The organism is Metabacillus sp. B2-18 (assembly GCF_021117275.1).
Taxonomy (GTDB): domain Bacteria; phylum Bacillota; class Bacilli; order Bacillales; family Bacillaceae; genus Metabacillus.
This window is the reverse complement of record NZ_CP088246.1, coordinates 99,034-122,864: the sequence shown is the minus strand read 5'-3', so window position 1 is coordinate 122,864 and position 23,831 is coordinate 99,034. Positions and strand designations below refer to the sequence as shown.

General features: G+C 32.3%; 17 protein-coding genes and 2 pseudogenes. 14 read left to right on the top strand and 5 right to left on the bottom strand.

The window, feature by feature from the left end; all coding sequences use genetic code 11:
• The first annotated feature begins 1,829 nt into the window (after positions 1-1,829).
• The 6 genes and pseudogenes from LPC09_RS26185 to LPC09_RS26160 all read left to right on the top strand — a co-directional run bounded on the left by LPC09_RS26185 (position 1,830) and on the right by LPC09_RS26160 (position 9,826).
• A complete protein-coding gene (locus tag LPC09_RS26185; protein ID WP_098799023.1) occupies positions 1,830-3,137 on the top strand; it encodes a replication initiation protein in 1,308 nt (435 codons plus the stop codon).
• Between the two features lie 2,211 nt (positions 3,138-5,348).
• Positions 5,349-6,612 (top strand): annotated as a pseudogene (ltrA, locus tag LPC09_RS26180) (group II intron reverse transcriptase/maturase).
• Between the two features lie 590 nt (positions 6,613-7,202).
• The gene (locus tag LPC09_RS26175) at positions 7,203-7,409 is read left to right on the top strand and encodes a hypothetical protein (RefSeq protein WP_141549730.1); all 207 of its coding nucleotides are present in this window, start codon (positions 7,203-7,205) and stop codon (positions 7,407-7,409) included.
• A gap of 80 nt (positions 7,410-7,489) precedes the next feature.
• Entirely contained in the window at positions 7,490-7,732 is a 243-nt protein-coding gene (locus LPC09_RS26170) for a FeoA family protein (protein ID WP_098799026.1), read from the top strand.
• 1 nt (position 7,733) lies between these two features.
• Positions 7,734-8,450 (top strand): FeoB small GTPase domain-containing protein, encoded by a 717-nt coding sequence (locus tag LPC09_RS26165; RefSeq protein ID WP_098799027.1) that lies wholly within the window; start codon positions 7,734-7,736, stop codon positions 8,448-8,450.
• A 2-nt stretch (positions 8,451-8,452) separates the two neighbouring features.
• Complete coding sequence (locus LPC09_RS26160; protein WP_098799028.1) at positions 8,453-9,826, top strand: nucleoside recognition domain-containing protein; 1,374 nt, start codon at positions 8,453-8,455, stop codon at positions 9,824-9,826.
• Positions 9,827-9,893: 67 nt separating this feature from the next.
• On the opposite strand, the pseudogene LPC09_RS26155 reads toward LPC09_RS26160, so the two are convergent.
• Positions 9,894-10,938: pseudogene (locus LPC09_RS26155) on the bottom strand (flavin-containing monooxygenase).
• Positions 10,939-11,127: 189 nt separating this feature from the next.
• Here LPC09_RS26155 and LPC09_RS26150 point away from each other — a divergent pair.
• Positions 11,128-12,048, top strand: coding sequence for a cation diffusion facilitator family transporter (locus tag LPC09_RS26150; RefSeq protein WP_098799029.1), 921 nt, complete (start codon positions 11,128-11,130; stop codon positions 12,046-12,048).
• Between the two features lie 28 nt (positions 12,049-12,076).
• On the opposite strand, the gene LPC09_RS26145 is transcribed toward LPC09_RS26150, so the two are convergent.
• Positions 12,077-12,400, bottom strand: coding sequence for an ArsR/SmtB family transcription factor (locus LPC09_RS26145; protein ID WP_098799030.1), 324 nt, complete (start codon positions 12,398-12,400; stop codon positions 12,077-12,079).
• A 197-nt stretch (positions 12,401-12,597) separates the two neighbouring features.
• Between LPC09_RS26145 and LPC09_RS26140 the strand changes: the two genes are divergently transcribed.
• The 4 genes from LPC09_RS26140 to LPC09_RS26125 all read left to right on the top strand — a co-directional run bounded on the left by LPC09_RS26140 (position 12,598) and on the right by LPC09_RS26125 (position 15,589).
• Positions 12,598-13,158 (top strand): copper resistance CopC family protein, encoded by a 561-nt coding sequence (locus LPC09_RS26140; RefSeq protein ID WP_098799031.1) that lies wholly within the window; start codon positions 12,598-12,600, stop codon positions 13,156-13,158.
• Between the two features lie 3 nt (positions 13,159-13,161).
• Positions 13,162-14,241, top strand: a complete 1,080-nt coding sequence (locus LPC09_RS26135) for a copper resistance D family protein (protein WP_098799032.1) — start codon at positions 13,162-13,164, stop codon at positions 14,239-14,241.
• A gap of 70 nt (positions 14,242-14,311) precedes the next feature.
• Positions 14,312-14,512 carry a hypothetical protein gene (locus tag LPC09_RS26130; protein ID WP_098799033.1) on the top strand — a complete coding sequence of 67 codons (201 nt, stop codon included), beginning with the start codon at positions 14,312-14,314 and terminating at the stop codon, positions 14,510-14,512.
• 228 nt (positions 14,513-14,740) lie between these two features.
• Complete coding sequence (locus LPC09_RS26125) at positions 14,741-15,589, top strand: cation diffusion facilitator family transporter (protein WP_212138017.1); 849 nt, start codon at positions 14,741-14,743, stop codon at positions 15,587-15,589.
• Positions 15,590-15,606: 17 nt separating this feature from the next.
• Here LPC09_RS26125 and LPC09_RS26120 read toward each other — a convergent pair whose 3' ends face one another.
• A complete protein-coding gene (locus tag LPC09_RS26120; RefSeq protein WP_176551197.1) occupies positions 15,607-16,449 on the bottom strand; it encodes a COX15/CtaA family protein in 843 nt (280 codons plus the stop codon).
• 618 nt (positions 16,450-17,067) lie between these two features.
• On the opposite strand from LPC09_RS26120, the gene LPC09_RS26115 reads away from it, so the two are divergent.
• Positions 17,068-19,017: a lipoteichoic acid synthase gene (locus LPC09_RS26115; RefSeq protein ID WP_098799040.1), complete on the top strand. Its 1,950-nt coding sequence runs from the start codon at positions 17,068-17,070 to the stop codon at positions 19,015-19,017.
• Between the two features lie 592 nt (positions 19,018-19,609).
• On the opposite strand, the gene yjcZ is transcribed toward LPC09_RS26115, so the two are convergent.
• Entirely contained in the window at positions 19,610-19,750 is a 141-nt protein-coding gene (gene yjcZ, locus LPC09_RS26110; protein ID WP_098799035.1) for a sporulation protein YjcZ, read from the bottom strand.
• A 105-nt stretch (positions 19,751-19,855) separates the two neighbouring features.
• On the bottom strand, positions 19,856-20,491 hold the full coding sequence (locus LPC09_RS26105) for a hypothetical protein (RefSeq protein WP_098799036.1): 636 nt from the start codon (positions 20,489-20,491) through the stop codon (positions 19,856-19,858).
• A 748-nt stretch (positions 20,492-21,239) separates the two neighbouring features.
• On the opposite strand from LPC09_RS26105, the gene LPC09_RS26100 reads away from it, so the two are divergent.
• Complete coding sequence (locus tag LPC09_RS26100; RefSeq protein ID WP_098799037.1) at positions 21,240-21,950, top strand: ZIP family metal transporter; 711 nt, start codon at positions 21,240-21,242, stop codon at positions 21,948-21,950.
• A 627-nt stretch (positions 21,951-22,577) separates the two neighbouring features.
• On the top strand, positions 22,578-22,757 hold the full coding sequence (locus LPC09_RS26095; RefSeq protein WP_098799038.1) for a hypothetical protein: 180 nt from the start codon (positions 22,578-22,580) through the stop codon (positions 22,755-22,757).
• Positions 22,758-23,831 lie beyond the last annotated feature (1,074 nt).

The window sequence follows — 23,831 nt, the reverse complement described above, 5'->3', positions numbered from 1 at the left end:
AATTGGTCATCTTATAAATAAATAGATGGTTAAGTATATCTTTTCAAATGGAGGACGGAACGTTAACGGAGTGAACTGGCACTCAGCAATGAGGAGTTATAAGTGCTGTTCTTGCGATCCTATTCCTTCAATATACATTTGGTAATTTTATGACGAAAGAATTCTGAGACTTCTTGGGCAAGATACGCCGATGATGGAATAGCATACTGTGCTTCAATGAAACAAGCGTCTTCAACGAAGACTGGAAGAAAGATTCAACTATTTTGATTGGAGTTAAACCTGTAGAAACTAATAATTGTCTATTGTAAAGATGTTGATAGGAAATGGAACTAATCAACTACTTCTTTCGATTTTCTAGGATACACATTTCGACCAAGACACAAAAGAATAAATATGAAAATTATTACGCAAACTTCTTGCTGACTATTGCCGATAAGGCAAAGAAAGCAATCAGAAAAGAAATGAGAGACTGGCGGTTACAACTCAATGTATATAAAAACCTTCAATATATTTCCAATAGTTTTTTGAATTACTTTCGATAATCTTATGAACCTGTAGCCTTTTCGATAGTTGATTAATCCCTTCGCTTCTTACTTGGAATGTTTAGCTGAATAATCGATATTATTTGTTTCTTTGAAACCGACCTTCCTATTGTTTCCGGATAATTACCCTTTTTTTGAGCGAGGCTTCTTTATGAATTCGTGTCGTTACTTTCTTCATATTTGGGAACCTGAAGTAATTAGTTCCATTCCTATTTAGAATATTAGGAGTAAACTTAAGTTTATAGTATTTAGAATCTATTATTTTAAGATTCGACTTGTATATATGGATATCTTTTAAGATGGGTAAGTATAATATTATGCATTATACTTATTTTTAGGTATGTATGTTTAAACTGTTTAATATATTGTTTTCTTGTTTTTAAATTGTTATTTGTTTATAGGTAAAATTAGCTCTTGGGAGAGTAAGGTTCAACATCTTATATGTCTATTAAAACGGTACTATAAGTCTATTAAAACGGTGGTTATGGCTACTAATACGATGTTACATGTCTAGTATATAAGTGGATATATGTCTATTTAAAAAGTGTTATATGTCTATTAATTCGGTATGAGACTTTTAAAATATCTAAATATAGCTATAAAAACGGTGGAATAATAGATTTATATCTGTTGATCTTAAAAGGGAGATGTATAGACCCTATTTTTAGGATCATCTTCTTTTAATTCTTACACTATTGTATGTTGATTTACCTAAAGGGTAGACATATTAGTTTTTTTCCTTAACATTTTACATTATATATGTCTACTAGAACGGTAATATTTTATAAACTTGTCACTTTAGAGTATCGTTACACCGAAATAGTAGATATATAGACCAATAGTAAACATGCCACTCATATCTTATTCTATGTTTTAATAAGATATGTCTACCTTTTCGGTAGATATATCTTAAATAGCTTCCTTCAAATGCTTTTTTCAAGGCAATATTTACTCTTTGCTGAAGCAATAACTCTATGTAGTACCGAATTAGTAGCTATATTTCCTTAACCCTAAAAAAATTTCAGCACCGAATATATAGCTATATAGTATATTATAATTTTTAAATTAAAAGATTACAGTACCGAAAAAGTAGCTATATGGATTTAGATTATGATTAGTTAGTAATTTCGAAGCACCGGAAAGGTAGACATATCATTCTATTATAAATTAATTTTATACACCGAATTTATAGACATATTGTTTACTTAATTTTAGCTATGTAACTTAGTATGGAATCTTGTGTTTTTTTGTATTATATTGGAGATAGTTAAGGTTTAGGAGGATTGAATGACTGTGGTAACGCAAGTTGAACAACTATCTTTTGATGAAGATCTAATAGAAGCTGATCTAAAGCCATATTACTGGGTCAATCAATCAAACGCCCTTGTTAATACAAAACAAAATCTATCAATAAATGAAAGACGTTTATTATATGCACTAGTTTCATTAGTACAACCAGAAGATAAAGATTTAAAGACTTATGTTTTGCAAACAAAAGATTTAGCCAATCTCTTTGGCATATCGGAATCGGGCTTTTATGAAAGAATAAGAGAAACGGTAAATGGTTTAAACAGTAAACCTCTTACTATAACTCGGGCTAAAGAAAACAATAAGTTTGTGATTGACGATATCTATTGGGTACAACGGGCGAGTTATGATGAAGGTCAAATTACGATTAAACTCTCTGATGATTTAGCTCAATTCCTTATTAACCTTAAATCATATACAAAGTATCAGCTATATAATGTTTTAAAATTAAGGTCAGAATATTCCTGGAGAATTTATGAGCTGCTTAAAGAAAGAGAACGTTTTGGTAAACGGATCATGGAAGTAAAGGAATTGAGAGAGATGCTGGCTATTCCTGATGATAAATTAAACCTAATGAAAAATTTCAGAGCAGTAGTACTTGAAAAAGCGAAGAAGGAAATTGCTGAAAAGACAGATATTCGCTTTGAATATGAGGTACATAAGAAAGTCGGACGCTCCATACATTCATTTGTGTTTTATATCTATAAAAACCAGAATAATATCAATAAAACGATAGATGAAGAGTCTCTAGATTATGATATTCAAACCATTCTTAACCTCCTTATTACTAAGGAAATTAGACGGGAAAAAGCAGTAGAACTAGTTAAGAACTATCCGCCAAAGTACATTGAGGAAAACTTGCGTTATGTCCTTCGTATGGAGGATAAAGGGCTTGCTAATTTAGCTGGTTATATTGTGAGTGCTATAGAAAATAATTATGCAGAATCAACCTATGAAAAAGATCTTGATAACTCTTTGCTGCAGTTAGCCATCGGTAATGTTGATAGTCGATTAAAAGAGAGAACGGAACAGGACATAAAGGATCTAGAAAGCTTGTACGATTACTTTTTAGAAGTTATTAATAAGAGTAAGGTTAGTACCAAAGAAGAAATCGATCATATTAAAGATGAAATGCAAACAACTCTATTCAAAAAGATGGATGATATCTATGAGTATCGAAAAGGACATAGATTACCTCCACTCCTAGAGGACGATTTTGAAAAGAGCAAAATTAAGGGTTACTTCAAAAAATGGTTAACAAAGCATAGGGAAGAACTTCCGTATTAATTATAATAGTTACAAACTACCAAGGAGGAAATAAACAGGGACAGTGTGCGAGAGGAAGTGAAAAGTAATGAGGCTGGGTCAAAAGGTAAATATACTTTGAAACTTCTTTTATACCCTTGTTAATAATTTCATGAATCATTTTTTTAAAAATATCATGTTCAAGAATAACGTATTCATGCTATTTTCGATTAACAAGTCTATTCCCCTGAGAAGTAATTCTTAATCAAAAAATAAAGATCACTCCATTTTCCCTATATTTCAATTTAGCTATAAAAGATAAAGTTCCTTAAGCTCATTTTCAATTCAAGAACAAACCTCATCTAAGTTATTATTTAATTATATCAATACCTTGCTCTATCTTATTATTCGTTAAATTAAAATTCCTTAAAGATAAACCTGAAATTATGCAAGTGGTGATATATACAAATGCTAATTTAAGAAATGTACAGAAATGATCGTTTAAGCATGTACATTTGTTATTCCGCTTTATTACAACTTTACTTGGAGGGTCGGGCATGATAGCCTTGATAGGCTTACCAGCCTTATCAAGGGCTGGTTTTTTGGCTGGATAGTCATGGCCGTAGAGGCTCCAGGTCAAGTTGTAATCGTCTTCCAAACTATTTTGTCATTTATAATATACGCTGCTGCTGCTAAAAATAAGGACTAACTTGAGAATACCCTTTGATATTCTGGTTGTGACAAATCAGTAATTCATAAATATAATTATGATTGCTTTGTTTATAAGAATAAGTAAAATTGTGCAATGGTAAGGGATGATCTAGGACAAAATGTGGAGTTTGTCTAGAAATTGATCACAATCCTTTCTTAATTATCAAGAGGGTAAAACAAGTTAAGATATCTTTTCAAAAATCGGTAATGTAAAATGATGAATATTCAAAGCCTACTCCAACCCCATAATTATAATACGATAAAAGAACTGGCTGCCTATAAAGGGGCTGTTGACAAATTTATAGGAATTTCCATAACCTGTGTAGGATTTTATCTACACAGGTATTTTTGTGTGCCAGGCATGGTTCATCAACTAGACGGTGAAAGTGGGTTATGTGCATTGGAATATTCGAACCATTAGTCGAAAACAATGGAATCTGAAGGAAGCTCTAGACGATCTGGGTATACGAACCCAAAACAAGGTTAAGTTCAAAATCTCTCCCGATGAATAGGAATAATGAACTTACACTGCGAGATCCCTTAGTACCTCAACAGAGAACTTACTTCGTGATAAGTAACCGAACTATGAGAAGTATATGTCATAGTATCAACCCTTAGGGACAGATAAGGACGGACGAAAGGAGCAACTATGTTAGAGTCCATTTACAAGATAACAATAACACAGCCAATTAAAGACTATTGAAGAGTGAGTATATTGGGCACCTTCAATAGATTAGAGTTACACTTGTGCAACCTTAATAACATAGGATCAATATGAAACTTACTAAAACATTAATCGAGAAGATATTGGAGAAGGGTAATCTAATTTGAAAGGGTTAAACGAAATAAAGGAGTAGCAGGAGTTGATGCGAAAGATATAATAGCTACTCTCCTATATTTAAAGGAAAATGGTGAAGAGAGTGTCCAACTGATTAAATATGGTAAATACAAAGAGTTAGAGAATCGAGGTAACCAATTTGTTAGATATGCAGACGATGGTGCGCCACGAAAGTGTGCGTAAGTAGCGAGACTATTCAAAGCAGCTATGCTGTACAAATGATGACGGTGGGCCCGTCGGAGTCGCCATACAGGTGGAGACTTCAAACTAACTTAAGGTGCTGTAGTCAAAAGCTATGGTATTGAGCGTTAAGGAAAAGGCAGTAGAAAGCTGTCAAGTGCGTGTTATGGAGATGAACGAGCATGTGAACCACTTACGGAAATGTCGAAAGCGTAGAGACTCCATCAAAACCAGGGGGTAGTCGTTAACCTGGATGAGCTTAGAGGAAACCTGTTTACTGTCTAAGTGGTGGGCGGCATAAAGGTGGCATGAACATAACACAGGCGTTTGTACGGAACGTGGGAACCTACGGGCTGATGTTAAGGGAGTATTTCAAGTGGAAGACCCACAAGAAAAGAGTACCGATGCAGTCATAGGGGCAGATTGGGTTGTAGTAGTGATGAAACTTCTGTAATAGAAGTAGAGCGAAGAACCCAAGTTATTTAGTTTCAAAGATAGGTCAACTTTGAAAGGAGGAGGAACCTATGCGAGAAGCTAAACCGTTTAGTATTTCAAAGAACGCAGTAATGACTGCATTTGAGCGAGTAAAAGCCAACAAAGGGACATACGGAATTGATGAACAATCTATTAAACGAACTAGACTTGAAAAATAATCTATATAAACTGTGGAATCGTATGTCCTCTGGAAGCTATTTTCCAAAACCAGTAAAAGCAGTTGCGATACCCAAAAAGAATGGTGGAACAAGAACACTTGGAATTCCTACAGTCGAAGACCGAGTGGCACAGATGGTTGCGAAACTATATTTCGAACCAACAGTGGAGAAATTGTTTTATGAAGATTCTTATGGATATCGACCAAATAAATCGGCAATTCAAGCGATCGAGGCTACAAGGAAAAGATGTTGGCGGAGAGACTGGATGTTAGAGTTCGATATTAAGGGACTGTTTGATAATATCCGACATGACTACCTCATTGAAATGGTAAAACGTCATACAAATCAAGAATGGGTCATCTTATATATACAAAGATGGCTAACTGCACCTTTTCAAATGGAGGACGGAACGTTAATAGAGCGGACTTCTGGCACTCCGCAAGGAGGGGTCATCAGTCCAGTTCTTGCGAACCTATTTCTTCATTATACATTTGATGATTTTATGGCGAAAGAATTTCCAAGTATTCCTTGGGCGAGATACGCCGATGATGGAATAGCACACTGTGCTTCATTGAAACAAGCCAAATACCTTCAACGAAGACTGGAAGAAAGATTTCAATTGTTTGGACTAGAGTTGAACTTGGATAAAACGAAAATTGTCTATTGTAAAGATGATGATAGGCAATGGAACTATCCGACTACTTCTTTCATTTTTCTAGGATACACATATCGTCCAAGACACTCAAAGAACAAATATGGAAAATTCTTCACAAACTTCTTGCCAGCTATTGCCGATAAGGCAAAGAAAGCAATCAGAAAGAAAAGAAGTGAGAAGGTGGCGATTACAGCTCAAAGTAGATAAAACCTTGTGGGATATCTCCAACATGTTTAATAAGGAAATCCAAGGATTTGATTAATTATTACGGACATTTCTATAAATCAGAAATGTATAGCGTATTGCGATACATCAACAGCTGCTTAGTAAAATGTGGTTCGCCGAAAATATAAGAAGCGAAAACAACGAAGAAGAGCAGAATATTGGATAGGTACTATTGCACAGCGAGAACGCAAGTTATTCGCCCATTGGAAATATGGAATACTGCCGGCGATGAATAATGGGAGCCGTATGAGCTGAGAGGTTCACGTACGGTTCTGAGAGAGACTAAGGGGGAGGTTCCCTCGGTCTACTCACTGTAACATACTTTATAAGCCACAAACCCGGTGAACGGATAAAAAGAGTATGACTGAGTTCATCGAAAATGCAGTGGAAAAGCTTAAGGAACGTAAGGAAAGAGCTTCTATCAAATGTGGAAGAATACCCAGGTTTAAGTGCCGAAGAAAACCAAGAAGAGATTTGAGGATAAATTAAAAGACTCACAAACAGTAACTGGTGAGTAAGTATGGAATATAGAATCCTTAATATAAATCAACTTATTCAAGGCTGGGGAAATCACTTTAAAATCAGAGATATTAAGAAGTATGCAAAACGGACATAAGACGAAAGCTTAGAGCATGTTGATGGAAAGAGTGGATGAAGGTTCTTACGAAATAAAGGGCAGTTTTATTTGAAATTAATTTGACAATATGTAAATATATTCATATTATAATAACATAAGTTGGCTTAAGGAAAAAAAATAAGCAGTAGTAAAGATTGTTTGATTGTATAAACAAGTATTGCACAGCTTGTCATTCTATAAAATAATATAACTTTGTGGAAGGAAGATGATGAAGATGGGAGTTCGAATTGCCTTTAATTTAGGTGACGGAGAATGGCTTGAGATGAAAAGGTGTAACTGTAACCAGATTTATGCTTATTTGACCAATGAAAAAGTTGATATATGTGACCGTGAAATTGGTCATTTTGGTGAAAAGCAATTAGGTGAAGCATTACGTAATCTTCTTTATTCCTTAAACGCTAAAAAAAGTAATTAAGATTATATTATGATTGGAATGGACCTTTTTTTTACATTAAAGTTGCACTAAGGAAAAATAAAAGGTGAGGGGAAAGATATATGGATATAACTAAAAAAATCTCATTATATCAAGGGAAAAAAGGAAACTTTATTAAAATCACTTCGTTATTACTGGAAGGTGTTATGAGAAGGCGTTTATTAGATTTAGGGTTTGTCCCAGGGGCTATAGTTGAAGTGGTTAGAAAAAGTCCATTAGGTGATCCGATCGCATTTCGTGTTAGTCAAACAACGGTTGCTTTAAGAAAAGAGGAAAGTATGAAAATTAAAGGAGAGTTGATGTAGAATGGCTAATTCATATCGAATTGCTTTGGCTGGAAATCCTAATACTGGAAAGAGTACATTGTTTAATGCCTTAACTGGTCTAAGACAACATACAGGTAACTGGGCTGGTAAAACTGTTTCATTAGCTGAGGGAACAGTAAGACATAAAGATAAGACTTACAAAATGATTGATTTACCTGGAACTTATTCACTCTTTTCAAATTCAACTGATGAGGAAGTAGCTCGTAATTATATTGTATTTGAAAAACCCGATGTAACACTAGTCGTGCTAGATGCTACATCTTTAGAACGTAACTTTAATTTAGCGTTGCAAGTGTTAGAAATGACAACCAATGTGGTGATTTGTATTAACTTGATCGATGAAGCAGAGAAGAAAGGTATTAAAATAAATGAGCTTCTTTTAACAAAGCGACTTGGAGTTCCTGTTATCAAAATATCTGCTCGTAATAAGACTGGTTTCCCAATGCTTTTAGATACTCTTGATCGAATCGTCACTAGAAAAATTGAGTGTAATCCTGTACAGACATCTTATAACGAAGAGATTGAAGAGAAAATAAGTAAATTAGAATCAAAAGTTCGCAATTTAGTAGAAGACCAAATTTCATCTAGATGGTTAGCTCTAAGGTTATTGGACGGAGACGAAGCACTTCTTAATGAGTTAAATAAAAGAATGGAGTTAAATGGTGTAACGAACGAGAAGAGGGTAAAGGAGGCATAATAATGAATATTAAAGAGCTATATATAGAGGCTCAAGAATTATCAACACCAGAATTAAGAGATGAAATTGTTTCTAATTTATATAAAAGAAGCCATCAATTGTGTAACGAAGGTGTTTCCTATACAAAAACAAAAGGGGATGTTAGAACAGAAAAATTAGACTCCATTTTTACATCTCCGATTTGGGGTTTCCCAATAATGCTCATCATGTTAGGGGCTGTTTTTTACTTAACCATTGCTGGAGCCAATATACCATCCTCCCTGCTTGCTGAATTTTTTGGGTGGATAGAAGGATATCTAACAACATTTTTTCAGGCTATTCAAGCACCAGATTGGTTACACGGACTTCTCGTTTTAGGATTGTATCGGGGTTCTACATGGGTAATAAGTGTTATGCTTCCACCTATGGCGATTTTTTTTCCAACTTTTGCACTTTTAGAAAATTATGGTTACCTTCCGAGAGTCGCTTTTAATATGGACCGTTTATTTAAACATGTTGGTGCTCATGGTAAGCAATCGTTGACAATGGCTATGGGGTTTGGGTGTAATGCAGCGGCTGTAATGTCTTCTAGAATCATTGAGTCTCCGAGAGAAAGAATGCTTGCGATTCTGACAAATAATTTTGTTCCATGTAATGGAAGATGGGGTACCTTAATTGTATTAGCATCATTATTCATGGCAGCTAGTTTTACTGGAGGACTAAAATCTCTTGTCACGACAGGAGTCATTGTCGGTATTGTTATGTTTGGGATTGTCGTGACATTTTTTGTATCTTGGGTTTTATCAAAAACAGCACTAAAGGGTGTTCCAACGCATTACACTTTAGAATTGCCTTCATATCGTCGACCAAAGTTTTTTGATACTGTGATTCGGGCTTCTTTAACAAAATCATGGACTGTTTTAGTTAGAGCAGTTAAAGTTGCTGCCCCAGCAGCAGTATTAACATGGATCATTGCAAATATTTACATTGGAGATACTAGTATTTTAATGCATATGGTTGGCGTCTTTGATCCATTTGGTCAAATGTTGGGACTTGATGGTTACATTATATTAGCGTTTGTTCTTGGCTTACCTGCTAATGAAATCGTATTACCAATTTTACTAATGGGTTATCTTTCAACTGGTTCATTAACAGAAGTGGATAGTTTGGTGGATTTAAAACAAATTTTTGTTGATCAAGGTTGGACGTGGATAACTGCGTTAAACATGATGTTATTTTCACTACTTCATTATCCATGCGGTACAACATTATTAAATATTTATAAAGAAACAAAGAGTAAAAAATGGACATTACTTGCATTCTTAATTCCAACAGTGTTAGCCATATTAGTTCCATTTATTGTTTTTCAAATAGCACAGTTATTAGGTTGGGTTTAATAACAAATAGAAAAAAACTTTGAAGAGCAGTGAATTCATAAAATTTCACTGCTTTTCAACATATTCGTTACTTATTTATTAATATTTGTTTCATTAAATATTCAGCATCTGTTCCAACTCCTTGAAGGAGAGCAGAACCTCTTCTATACTGCCAAGGAAGTCTTAAAAAAAATAAACCAGCTATTGATGTAACACCTCTTTGATGTATTGGTTTCCCCTTATTATCAAAAATGTTAGGGGTTTTTATCCAATCATAATGTGATCTAAAACCAGTTGACCAAATAACATTTGCCACCTTTATTTTACTATTGTCTTCAAAAACTATTTGATCTTCCATTACAGCATTTGCTCTCGGCTTCAAACTAATTTTACCATTCTTTAGTAAAGACCTTAATTCAAAACCAAAAATGGGATCAGGTTGATGTTTTAGCATATTTCCTAATTTGCTATTTGTGTTTACACTTAATATGCCTAATTTATCAAACCACCAAAAAATACTATTACCACCAAAATTCTGTGGTAGGAACTTTAATTTATGTCCAACTGATAAATATACAGGTTTTTCTTTTGATAGTTCGACAGCGATCTGTGAACCTGAATTTCCTCCACCTACAACCAATACTGGTCCTTGTTTTAATTGTCTAGGGTTTTTATAGTTTGATGAATGGATTTGGAGCACATTCTTAGATAAAGAACTAGAGAACTCTGGAATGAACGGATGTTGAAAAGGTCCTGTTGCAATAACTATTTGATTAGCTTTATATTCTTTACGATTTGTTTCTATCAAAAAAATGTTATTCTCTCTTTCTACCTTCGTAATGTGCGTTATCTAATTGAACTGGGAGAGAAAAGGTTTTAGTATATCTTGATAAATAATCAGCGATATGATCTTTGGTGGGGTAGTGGGCTTGAATACCTTCCAGCTTCAATCCGGGTAAGGAACTATACACATTTGGAGTAAATAAAGTTAAGGAATCATAACGATTTCTCCAAACTTCTCCAATCGCATTCCCTTTGTCTAAGATAAGAAATTTTAAATTCGTTTGTTTTAAATAATATCCCATTGTTAATCCTGACTGACCTGCTCCAATAATGATCACATCATATATCATCATTTATTCTCCCCTTAAATAAAATAACTACTATTTTGATTTCCAAATTATAGCATAAACCCTTTATTTTTAGATAAAGGGACTAATAATATTTAATAAGTTTTGAAAAAATAAAAATAATGTTGCACTCATTAATCGCATCTGTAATAATATATATGTACATATATTCATATAAAAGGAGAGGGTTTTATGGGACACTCACATAGTCATGGTCACGGACATCATGGTCATCACCATCATACAAGCAATAAAACAGCTTTAAAATGGTCTTTTCTTATTATCACTACTTATATGATTGTTGAAGTAATTGGTGGGATAATGACAAATAGCTTGGCATTACTTTCCGATGCGGGTCATATGTTAAGTGATGCTGCTGCTCTGGGATTAAGTTTTTTAGCCATAACGTTCGGGGAAAAAGGAGCTTCACTTTCAAAAACTTTTGGGTATAAACGCTTTGAGATACTGGCTGCATTCATTAACGGAATTACACTCCTACTCATATCTCTTTATATATTTTGGGAAGCATATCAACGGATTCTAAATCCTCCAGAAGTTGTGAGTATGGGAATGCTAATCGTCTCTTCCATAGGGTTGGTTGTTAATATTGTGGCAGCTTTTATACTGATGAAGGGTGACAAGGATGAGAATTTAAATGTACGCAGTGCTTTCTTACATGTACTTGGAGACATGCTAGGATCGGTGGGGGCTATTGTAGCTGCGTTACTTATTATGTTTTTTGGATGGAACCTAGCAGATCCAATTGCAAGTATCATTGTAGCTGTACTTATTATCATTAGTGGATGGAGAGTTACAAAGGATGCATTTCATATATTAATGGAAGGTGTACCAGCAAATATTAATGTTGATAAAGTAAAAGATACATTATTGAAGATGGAAGAAGTCAACGATATTCATGATTTACACATTTGGTCAATTACATCTGATTTCCCAACATTAAGTTGTCATTTAGTCGTAGGTCCAGGAATTAGTCATCAAGAGCTCCTTGTAAAAGCCAAACAAATTTTGCATGATCAATTTCACTTGCACCATACAACGATCCAAATAGATGTTGAAGGATATCAATGTTCAGAGGGAGATCATTGTAATTAAAAATAACCGAGCCCTTTTAGGGTTCGGTTTAAATATGTCTTGCATGATCTATGGTCTGTTTTAAGACATGAATAACATGCTCATCATCGTGATAGTAGAACATAGTCGTGCCTTCTCTCCTGAATTTAACAAGTCGAACATTTTTTAAGAAACGAAGCTGGTGTGATACAGTTGATTGCAGTAATGATAACTTATCAGCAATTTCATTAACAGAATGTTCTCCCTCAAATAATAAATTAAGGATTCGAAGACGGGTTGGATCAGAGAGTGCCTTAAACGTTTGAGAAACAATAAATAATGTTTCTTCATCTAAATCAAAGTCTGGACTGGATTTCATATCATCTTCATTCATGAATTTAGCTCCTTATATTTTATATAGGCTATTATAGAAAAGATCTATGACATTAACAATAAATTTACGAATCATAAAAAAAGTTAAAGTTTATAAAATTGTAAGATTATATAACCTAAATAATAAGACAACAATTATATGATTAGTAAGAGTCTTTTTACGGTTACAAAATAGAAACAAGGAGATGTGAAAAAAACATGAAAAATATACTCTTTCTGTTCATGAGCTTTTTATTATTAATACCAAATTTAACATCAGCACATACAGCTCTTTCATCGTCTAATCCAAAAGAAGGCGAGACCATTTCAGGACCCTTAAACGAAATTACTCTAAACTTTGAGACTGAAATTGAACCTATTAGTACAATGAGTGTATTGAAGGGGGAAGAAGAAATTTCATTTCAACAAGTTGAAGTAACAGAACGCCAAATGATTGGTACATTATCAGCATCATTAGATAATGGATCATACGTAATTAATTGGAAAATCGTAGGTAAAGATGGTCATACAATTACTGGAGAAGTACCATTTAACGTTCAAAAAGTAGTAGAAGAAGAAGTACAAGAACAACCGACTGAGAACCAAGAGACTTTGGAGAAGCAAGAAGAATCCATAAAGGAAGAAGTTGATCAGTCTGAAAATGAATTACAAGAAACAAAGAATAAGCAATCAAATGGACTTTCTACAACACTCATAATTGCAGTTCTTGGATTGATATTAATCATTGGATTTACTTTAGTTTTTAGAAAGAAGAAATAAAAAATGAATTTTATTATTCCAATTACTGAATTATTTACGTATATATTATTCTCTATATTAGTGGGACATGTGGCTTTACAATTTATTCATAAAGATAAAAAGCCAACTACTAAATTTCCAAAATCAGCTTTACTCTTATCAACATTAGGAATTATCGTTTTTACATTTGGACCTGTATTACAGGTCATCCTCTACTTCGCAGATAGTGTGGGTTTAGGATTAACAACTTTTTCAGTTATTACGGATTTTCAAGTAGGTAATGCATGGATTTTTATAGGGTTCGTTTCAACGCTACTGTATATGACGATTCTTTTAGAAGGATCAAAGTTTCTTCAAGCAATTTGGTTACTTTTAATGATACTTGCAGTCGGTTATGCAAGTCATGTAGCATCATTAAACTTCTGGTATGGATTTATTTCTCATTCAATCCATTTTCTAATGGTAACGCTCTGGGTAGGAATATTAATTCATGTCGGTTGGTTTTCTAAAGACAAAAAAAATTGGTCCTCCTTTTTAAAATGGTTTACTCCATTAGCATATGGAATACTAATTTTTATCTTTGTTAGTGGATTAATATTGATGGTGAATGTTGTGGAATTAAAAGAATATGTTAATGCTTGGGTACTTCCATATGGGCAAATGCTTTTGTTAAAACATATTAGTATCATTCCTATTCTTATTTTTGCATTTATTAATAGCATCTTACTAAATAAATCAAAAAGTAACTCTGGATATGATCCGAGAACTTGGGTGAAAGCAGAAACAATCCTATTACTAATTACGTTCTTTTTTACTAGTGTATTAGGAAACTTATCACCTCCACACGATGTAAATTTTACTGTGAAATCAGAAGGAGCTGCTTCTTGGGTAGAATGGATACTTGGAAGAGAAATAGCTTCTCCACTCCAAACTGAGTTCTTAGCATCTATTCAAGGAATTGTATTAGTCGTCATGAGTATTTTATTCCTTGTACTAATCATTATTAGTTTTATTAAAAATGTGAAGCCGATTGTTTCTATTCTGTTCGCTACTTGTTTTATTTTAGCTATGTACTTTGGTCTTATGATGAATATAAATTTTTAATTACTATGCTGTATATCGATCAATAAAATAACTTGAGATTTCTTTTTGGCTTAAGGGGGAGTGATATTACATGAAACTTTTTAAAATAGTTATTCCAACGACAGTTGTAGTATTCGTATCGGCACTTTGGATACTTGAAAAGGATCATTCAACTGTTCCATTGTATATCCGTATATTAATTTCATTAGGTGGGGCACTATTGTCTGGCATTTTGACCTATTTTCTGATGAGACAGGATGCAGGTGACGTGGACCAAAATGCTAATAATTGAAGAAATACTGACTGATAGGGTCCCCTCTGAAAAGCCACTGAGTATTCAGTGGCTTTTGTCATTTATTATGGATTAATAGGAATTCCTAGCATGAGTTTAGTTTAATAGTTGTCGAATGTTTGAATCCTTTCCGATTAGGATAAAAGTTAAGAGAGATATTGTTATCGAAGATGGGCTATTTATTCAATTTAGTAAATTTATTTAATAATGAAAATAGGAGGTGTTAAATTGCCGAAAAAACATACTTCAACTCAGAACACAAAACTAGCCTTCTTTCTTAACTTAGCTTTTACAATCATTGAATATATTGGTGGATTTTTAACTAATAGTATGGCAATTCTATCTGATGCTACCCACGATTTGGGTGATAGTATATCATTGGGAACCTCTTGGTATCTTCAACGGATATCCAATAAAGAAAGTGATGGAAAATACAGCTTCGGATATAAGAGGTTTTCTACATTAGGGGCTTTAATAAGCGGAATCGTATTAACAATTGGGTCAATTATTATTTTGATTAAATCAGTTCCCAGGCTCTTTAACCCAACACATCCTGATGCTCAAGGTATGCTTTGGTTAGCATTATTAGGTGTTGCAATGAATGGCTTTGCAGCATGGAAATTGTATAAGGGAGATTCAATGAATGAAAGTGTTCTATCTTGGCATCTTCTAGAGGATTTACTTGGGTGGGTTGGAGTCCTTATAATCAGTATCGTTCTCATGTTTAAAGATATTCATATTCTAGATCCTATTTTATCCATTGTGATTTCCACTTTTGTATTAATTAATGTTATTCGTAAATTAATGAAAACAATGAAAGTTTTTCTGAATGCGGTACCAGATGGGATTAATCTAGAATCAATACAGAAGAAGATGATGGAGGTAGATAGAGTTAAAAAGGTTTCCCATCTCCACATATGGTCAATTGATGGGGAAGTTAATGCAATGTCAGTTCATCTTTATCTGAGTGAAAATATGTGCAGTAAGGAAAATGAGGAATTAAAGAATCAAATAAGGGATAGTGTATCTGACCTAAAGGTTACACATTCTATAATCGAAACTCATCTATTAAAGTGAGTAGAAAGGCTATTTACTCACTTTTTCATTTGATTAAAAAAACATATAGCTGTCATGTAACTAAGGAGTGCTAAAGTCAAAATTGTTAAAATCATGTGAACTGAAGAAGTGAAGGGACTTATCTGTTCTGATTTGGATATGAACCCACCTATTGTTGTAAGGAAGGTTAAAGAAATTAAGAGTGTTGCCTTCTTTTTAAAAACTTCCCATTTAAAAGTAAGAAAGACAGCATAACTTATGTAAAATAAAATAAGCAACCCTAAAATCCCATGTATGAAATAAGTAAGGTAAGAAAGATTGAATCTGTTCGTACTAATTTGAAAAATCTGTTGGCTAAGTTCAAAATGTTTAAACAAAGCACCAATTAAGATTTCAACTAAAAGAAAGAAGAATCCTTTTATTAATGGCTGTCTGATCACGTTAGTTTTCTTATCAAAGGATGATACATTTAAACCAACATGAAGAAAGATTAGTGAAATTAATAAGAACAAACTAAACATGACATCAAGTGTTGTAAAACCAGTTGGAGTTCCAAATAAAACATTCAATCCTCCAATCAATGACTGGATAAACAACAAAGATAATGTGAATAGAGAGAAGAGACGGATTGTCCTATTCTTTGATTTTTTCCATGCAATTATGAAGTTAATAAGGATAATAAATCCAAGTAACATTGTGAATAAGCGATGTGAATATTCGATAATAATATGATAATTAGTAATGTCAGGAATGAGTTGTCCATTGCAGAATGGATAATCTGTACCACAAGCATCTCCTGAATTAGTAGCAACGACTAAATTTCCTAATATTAGGGCTGCGATTGTAATAAAAATAGTGAATAGGGAGAATGTATTTTTCATAGCTGTCCTTTCGGTGTTAATGTATTTACATATGTTCATATATTAACAAAGATTGTTATTATGTTCTATAAAAATATAGAAATTTACCTCGTCTTATTAAAATATATCTAAAAGAATTAGATGCTTTACTTGTTCAAAAAATGACAATTTGGTGAAGGATTATTAATATTTGTTGAATGTCATATGATTATATGTTCAGATTTATTATAGAGTGCTATGGAGGTAAAAAATAATGATGAACATGTTTATAGTTACAAGTGGAACTATCTTTGTTATTTTAATTGCATATGTTTTGTTTCTGTTTTTATCTTACAGAAAAGGAAACCATAAATCTTCAAATAAGAAACAGTAATTTATACACTTTATCGTTTTTGATTGTATTAATAAACAAAAAGGGAGTTGTTCAAAAGTGCTATCTACTGTAATTGTTTATCTTGTATTATCTTTGTTATCTTTAGGAGTAATTTATATCTTCAAGAAAAAATCTGATAAAGAATTAAAGCAGCTTGACGAAAAATATAAAAACTAAACACTGTAATAAAAACATTAAAATATTTTCCAACTTACAGTTCAAAAATAAAAGGTTCAGTAATAATATTGTAAGAGGGTAGGTATGTGATGAGTAACTTGCGTCAAAAGAATCTAGATGTCTTTAATCATTTCTGGGGTTTTTTGTTTTTAGCTGTATTTTTTCTCTGGATAAAAACATTTATTATTCAATTAACACAGTTTGACTTAGGATTAGAAAATACAATTCAGCAGTTTTTATTATTTCTGAATCCATTAGGGTCTTCCATATTTTTATTAGGATTTTCTTTCTTATTTAAAGGGAGAAAAAAGTATTTAGGGCTTATTATCATTGATTTTCTGTTAACAATTCTTTTATATGCAAATACCTTATATTACCGTTTCTTTAATGACTTTATCACTTTACCTACGTTAATGCAGACACAGAATTTTGGGGATGTAAGTAGCAGTGTCCCTACATTAATAAAGCCATACGATATTCTATACTTTATTGATATTTTAGCTTTAATCATATTACTCTCTCTTCGCTTTGTAAAAATTGAAAAACGAGTAACAAGTAAACGGAAGGTTGCTGTTTTATATTCAGCTGCTCTAGTAATATCGATGATTAATTTAGTATTAGCTGAATCGGATCGACCACAATTACTAACAAGAGGATTTGACAGAAACTATATTGTGAAGTATTTGGGTATGTATAATTATACTCTCTATGATGCAGTCCAAAGTACAAAGGCATCGGCACAAAGAGTTTTAGCAGATAGTGACGAATTGACCGAAGTAATAAATTTTACAAAAGCGAATTATGCTGAACCAAATCCGAAATATTTTGGGGCAGGAAAAGGTATGAATGTAATCTACCTACACCTTGAGTCGATGCAAAACTTCCTGATTGACTACAAACTTAATGGTGAAGAAGTAACACCGTTCTTAAATTCATTAACTAATGAAGAAAATACTCTTTATTTTGATAATTTTTTTCACCAAACTGCTCAAGGTAAAACATCTGATGCAGAATTTATGGTGGAGAACTCTTTATATGGACTACCACAAGGTTCAGCTTTTACCACAAAAGGTTTAAATACGTACCAGGCTGCACCAGCTATTTTAGGTCAGCAAGGCTATACATCAGCTGTATTCCACCCGAATTCCGGGACCTTTTGGAACCGAAATGAAATATATAAATCGTTAGGATACAACAATTTTTTTGATGAAAGCTACTATCAAATAAAAGACGAAAACAAAGCAGATTACGGTTTAGAGGACAAGCCATTTTTTGACCAGTCAATTCAGTTCTTGGAATCATTACCTCAGCCATTCTATACAAAATTTATAACAGTATCACATCATTATCCTTATAATATGGATCAAGAAGAAGCTACAATCGCACCTCATACAACTGGTGATAGGTCAGTAGATAATTATTTTCAAACAGCTCGTTATGCAGATGAAGCATTAAAACAATTCTTTACGTATTTGAAGAAGTCTGGCTTATATGATAATTCCATCATTATTATGTATGGAGATCATTACGGTATTTCCCAAAATCACAATAAAGCGATGGAGAAAGTGATTGGAAAAGAAGTAACACCATTAGAAGGTGCAGGTTTACAAAGAGTACCATTATTTATACGTGTTCCTGGTATAGAGGGTGGTGTTCGTCATCAATATGGCGGACAAATTGATCTTCTTCCAACACTACTTCATTTATTGGGAATTGATACCAAAGAATATGTCCATTTTGGTACAGATCTATTATCTGAACAGCATAAACAAATTGTTCCTTTCCGAAATGGTGATTTCGTAAGTCCGTCCATCACTTTTGTTGATGGGAAATATTATGATTCTAATACTGGTACGGAACTAAAAGAGGCCCAGATCGATGAGGCTAAAAAGGTTCGAGAAAGTGTGGAGAACAAATTGTTATTATCAGATAAAGTAGTTAATGGGGATTTATTACGATTCCATATACCTGAAAATTTTACTCCTGTGGATCGATCAAAATATAATTATAACTACTATTCAAATAAAGCATTAGAATAGTAAAATATTTATTCATAAAGGCTTCTGAGGAACTTTTCCTTTGACAGCCTTTATTTAGTTTTTACCTTAGTGAGAGAGGGATAGATGCCAACATATCACTTGCTAAGTACGGTGCAACAATGGGAAGCGACTTGTGAACATATGATTTAGTATGTTAATAAATCAAGAGCATCAATATGAAAGGGAACAAATTCAACTCTCTTGAGGGATTGTGCAGAGATGTATACGTAAATGTTTAAATATTTAACTAGATGTACACATTCTAGCCAATTCACTTTCTCAATATTGTGCTTTTGGCTCTCAATTTTATTGACGACATGCATAACTTCCAGACGCATAATCACAACAATCAGCCCAAACTTGCTTAAATTGTACAAAAGAGTACCAAAAGTATTCTATCTAAAACAGTCTAGATATTGTATGAACATATCTTATGAGGGAAGATAAAGGATCTATATCAAGAATACCAGGGCATCATAAACTAAAAGTTTCTAACAAAGAGTTTTTAAAAAACTTTAATAGTACTTAATAAATTGAGAAACTTAAAACAAGTAAGGACACATCATTTAAGATAGTCCTTACTTGTTCAGGATTAACTAAACAAAGCAGCCCCAACAATTATTAATAAAATGAATAGAACACCTATTAGAGCGAATGCTCCACCGCTGCCAAAGCCACCATATCCTGCACCGTAGCCACCAAAGCCACCGTAATTACCATAACCAAAACCCATATGAATTCTCCTTTCCTTTCATTAGCAGGGTTAGTAATATCCTATTATGATGAAGTGGAAGTTGATTGGATTCATGTCTAACTTAAGTAAAAGTAGGGTATAGGATTACTTTTCATTTTTCAGAAAAAGGTCTTTCCCAGTATTTAGATAAGTAAGGGCTTTATCCATACTAAGTATCTCTTTTGGATTGACAACAGTAGTTTTCATTTCAATTTTTTCCTTTAAACGTATATTTTTTATAATTCGATTACTGTTATTATTTACACCGTTATCCGTACTACCTGTATAGTTAGACAAGTCTTCTTGATTTAAAAATTGTAATTTATATTCCTTAATTAGTTTGTTGGCAGTATCTTTATCTTCAACATATATGCTGATTTCATCGTTAATAGATATCAAGGATGCGTTTATACCAATAGAAAGATTATTTTCTAGTATTTTAAAATCAAGAGGATTTTTATAATGATCGTGAAATAATAGTTCCTCGACATAACTAATATCTTCTATGAGATTAACTTTTTTATTAGGGTGTAATTCCTTATATTCTGCCTTTTTATTGTTTATCCATTTGTTAAATTCATTTATATCTCTAACGTCACCTATGTGTTTCTCGTTAATATATATATGATAAATAGAATGCAACTTAGAATCTTTAGTGTCAGTTGCATAAATTTTATTTTCAGTTATTATCAGAATGAAAATAACTAACAATAGACATTTTAAATAGCTTGTCCTAAACAAAACCGTCCCTCCGCAAATTTCGACATTATGTATATTTTAACATATTAAAATTATTCTATTGAACTAAATCTTACTTAACAAAACTGTAACAAAGTAAGTGTATATTAGTAACATGGTAAATGAAGTGGAAATAAATAACAAAACTCCACAAAGGTGATTTGTTGGTATTGTAAAAGTAAGTAATAATATTATTATATTTATATATAGATCTTACTTTTTTAATGTTGTAAGCCAATTGAGTTCTTATGATTTAATCTGTAAAGTTTAAGATATTGAAGAACAATTAATAAAAGGTAAAAATAAATTTTTGCGAAACAGACCAATTTAGTAATAATGTAATTCCTGATTCAATTGTTATACCTAGATCCTAAATTTTTGAAAATTCTAAAGGAGAAGAAGTGACACAGCTTAATGGGTTTTAGTAAGTAAGCTCCTGGTGAACTTCAAAAGCAAGAGGATACTCTCAATTGCCGTAAATACAGGTGATTCTTATGGTGGGATGGAAAGCTGAATAAATATAAATGATAAAATTAAGTGTTGTCTAATAACAAAGGTGAACTTTACTACTTTTGTTATTAGCTTGTTTATTATTGGGGAAATTAGTTTATAGATAAATTACGTTGTCAGTAGTAATTATAAATTTAAATTTTGTACGAATGATCATTTAATCACTTTAATATAATATTTTCAGGTACTGCTTTTTCTTTGTAAATCTTATTTTTTATTAAACCTACTAGGAGTGAATTTAATGGAGAATTCTTCATTTTTACTAAGTGGATATATATTTATAGGAACCACTTTTGGTGCACTATTGAGCTACTTAATTCTCAAGATAGAAGGAATTAAAATACAGTATTTGTATTTATTATGTGGTGGAATAATTATAGGAATACTTATATTTGATTTAATACCTCATTCAATAAGTGAATACCGCTTAATAAGCATTTTATTAGGTTTATTAGTTGGTGTAATTGGGTGTAATATTATCCATCAAATGCTACATAATATTACTTCACAATCTGATAGGTCGAGATTATCTATTTTATTTGCGATCATGTTGCACACAATTCCAATTGGGATAGCAATAGGTTCTTCATTAACATCAGATCTTATTACTACATCACTATTAATGACATTGCTTATTCATCAAATTCCTGAAGGAATAGTATTAATGGTATCTTTCCGAAGAACTGGGCGGAATTTTGTTAGTTTCTTAGCTACATGTCTTTTATTATCACTCCTATTTTTTGTTTCATCGTTTATTGGAAGTAAGATAGTATTTACATATAAATTAATGGGTATTCTACTAGGGGTGGCAATCGGTTTCTTAGGTTTTACTGCAATTAAAGAGTTTATTATCGATGCAAGGAAAGGAATAAGTAACATGCCGTTTGTTATTTTATCTGTATCAGGAGCAAGTTTAGTGTTGCTTTTACATCAATTGTTTAGTTTTCATTAGTAATAAAAAGTTTGAAGTGGATGAGTTAACCAAATTTCATAAACAATAATTGGGGATTTTATATAAAAACTGTGATAAATTATGACGGTTTATTTTTTTGTGAAAATTTCATAAATAGATAAGAGGTAAATTAAATGAGGTGGGTACTTTATCAAGAGTATTGAATTTCTTTTGTAGCAAACCTAGTAACTGAGTATTGCGAAGGAAGGGGTACTCCATTTATTTTTATTTTATATAAGGGTATTAGCTATTTTATAAGAAAATTCCGTTTTACAACATCTTATTTTCAACTTTGCTCTAGTATTTAAAATAATAAGATAATATTTATAAAGGCATAGTTTATATGCTTTATTCTATTTTCCTTCTCTTAGACGTTAAGATTATCTTCTCATTCCCCTTAATCTTTTAGCAATGGTTGGAACTAATTATAAATTGCTTTTAAGATTGGTGTAAACCTCCCGATGAATAAACACTTCTAGATGATATATACAGTACTAGAAAATGTATAATTCTTAAGAAGAATAACATAATATTAACGCATTCTAAATTAAGAAGATATATAAGGAGAGATTTATGATTCTCTTTTTACTTTGAATATCTCTGATTATTATCGGAAGTGTTTTGACAATGTCTACATCAAAATGGTTAATGGTAGAAGAGATTTTTAGTGAAAAAGACCGTTCGAAAAAGTTAGAACTAATCATAAATGAGATTTGTTTTCCGGATATGAGTTCAGTTGGTTACCTTTTACTTAGTATTGGCATGATTGGATTAGGTCTATTTTTAATATGTTATGTTGAGAGGTGAAAAACGACAAAAAAATCTGTAGGAATTCAGTCTTCCATCAAAAGTTTTTTAAAAAATTGAATTAGGAATTGTCCTACTTTACCTACTGTTAAAACGGAAAAGAATTATTTCAATATTAATCAAGAGGGCAGTTAAAATGATTATTGAGAAACAAATGCCTGTACCCAATTCAATGGGCGATTAAGAAATACGAGGTCCTTGAAAAAACGGCACTATTTTTCTCTTGAAAATTTCAAGAGGAAGAGTTGATCTGGACGGGTTCGGTTTAAGGTATCGTTCTAAAAGCTAGAATAATGAAAATGAATGGGAAGAGTGGGAGACCATCTATCTATCCATCGATTGATTTCCGTGTGAAAGTGAAAGACCCAGGAGTTTAAAAAGCTGTAAAGTAAGAAGTAAGGTTATATTTACTAATAAGTAATTACGGTAGTTCCTTTTTGTTTTCACTTATTTAACGATTCAAGCTAATAAATGTTAGTAGGTGAGATTAAAGAAGAACGGTGTCAGTGTATTTAAGTTCTTCTATATTTATTATTATTAAATGTAGGAACAGTATATGTAATTTAAAAGTTCGTCAAGATTCCACATCTAAACATTCATGAGATACAAGTTCTAAATTCTAAAAATAGTGAAGTTAAACCTTTTAGAATTTTGATGACTATGAAATGCATAATGAAAAGCTGTCCTAGGCAATACTATTGAGGTGAGTAATCTATTTGGGGTAATTCTAACATTTAAATATAACAAAGTCCTTAATATTCTATTTCATCAAAATCTTTGGGTTGAGGTGTTGGTTGCGTGTGTTTTAACTTTGGATTTGTTGAAATTTCATCAGATAATTCTGAAAATATTTAACTTGATTTTTGGGTGAGTATTCATTCTCTGTTCTATTGATGTTTTTGTCCATATTGGTTTCCCTCCATTTCCCTCATAGGGATAACAGTCTGTTGGTAAGGACTAATCCCCTGAACTTCTGCGACTAAATATCCATTTAGGTAAACATTAAATGTAGGTTTATTTGAGTGAATTTTCTATTAATTCACTCATGAAAGTTTAATTTTTGTTCAACCATGG